The organism is Lysinibacillus boronitolerans JCM 21713 = 10a = NBRC 103108, assembly GCF_000772935.1.
In the GTDB taxonomy this organism is placed as follows: domain Bacteria; phylum Bacillota; class Bacilli; order Bacillales_A; family Planococcaceae; genus Lysinibacillus; species Lysinibacillus boronitolerans.
Genome location: NZ_JPVR01000012.1, coordinates 1 through 320 on the forward strand (window position 1 = coordinate 1; position 320 = coordinate 320).

General features: G+C 36.2%; 1 protein-coding gene. It reads left to right on the forward strand.

Translation table 11 applies throughout. The features are described from left to right. Positions 1-320, forward strand: a 320-nt coding sequence (locus CD31_RS23405; protein ID WP_036074741.1) for a hypothetical protein, incomplete at both ends; no start/stop codon positions are given.

Below are 320 nucleotides of genomic sequence, written 5' to 3' on the forward strand. Positions count from 1 at the left end.
GGAAAGAAAACCTATAAACAAGCAGTAAACAAAACGAAAGCCGTTTATAACCAGACAAAGCAAGCGGTAAAGGAAGTAAAAGTAGCCGCAAAAGAAGCTGTTAAGGTCTATAAGTCGTTAGATAAAATGGAGCCACTCAAAATAAACAAGGACATGTCTACCAAAGAAAAAATATTACGGACAGGGTTTAACATGAGCCTCCAACAAGCACAAAAATCTAAAGGCAAGTTCGATGCAACTGTAGATGTAGCTAAAAACACCTACAATGATGTGAAAAAATTAGTAACTGATCCGATAGGCGTATTAAAAGAAACGAAAGA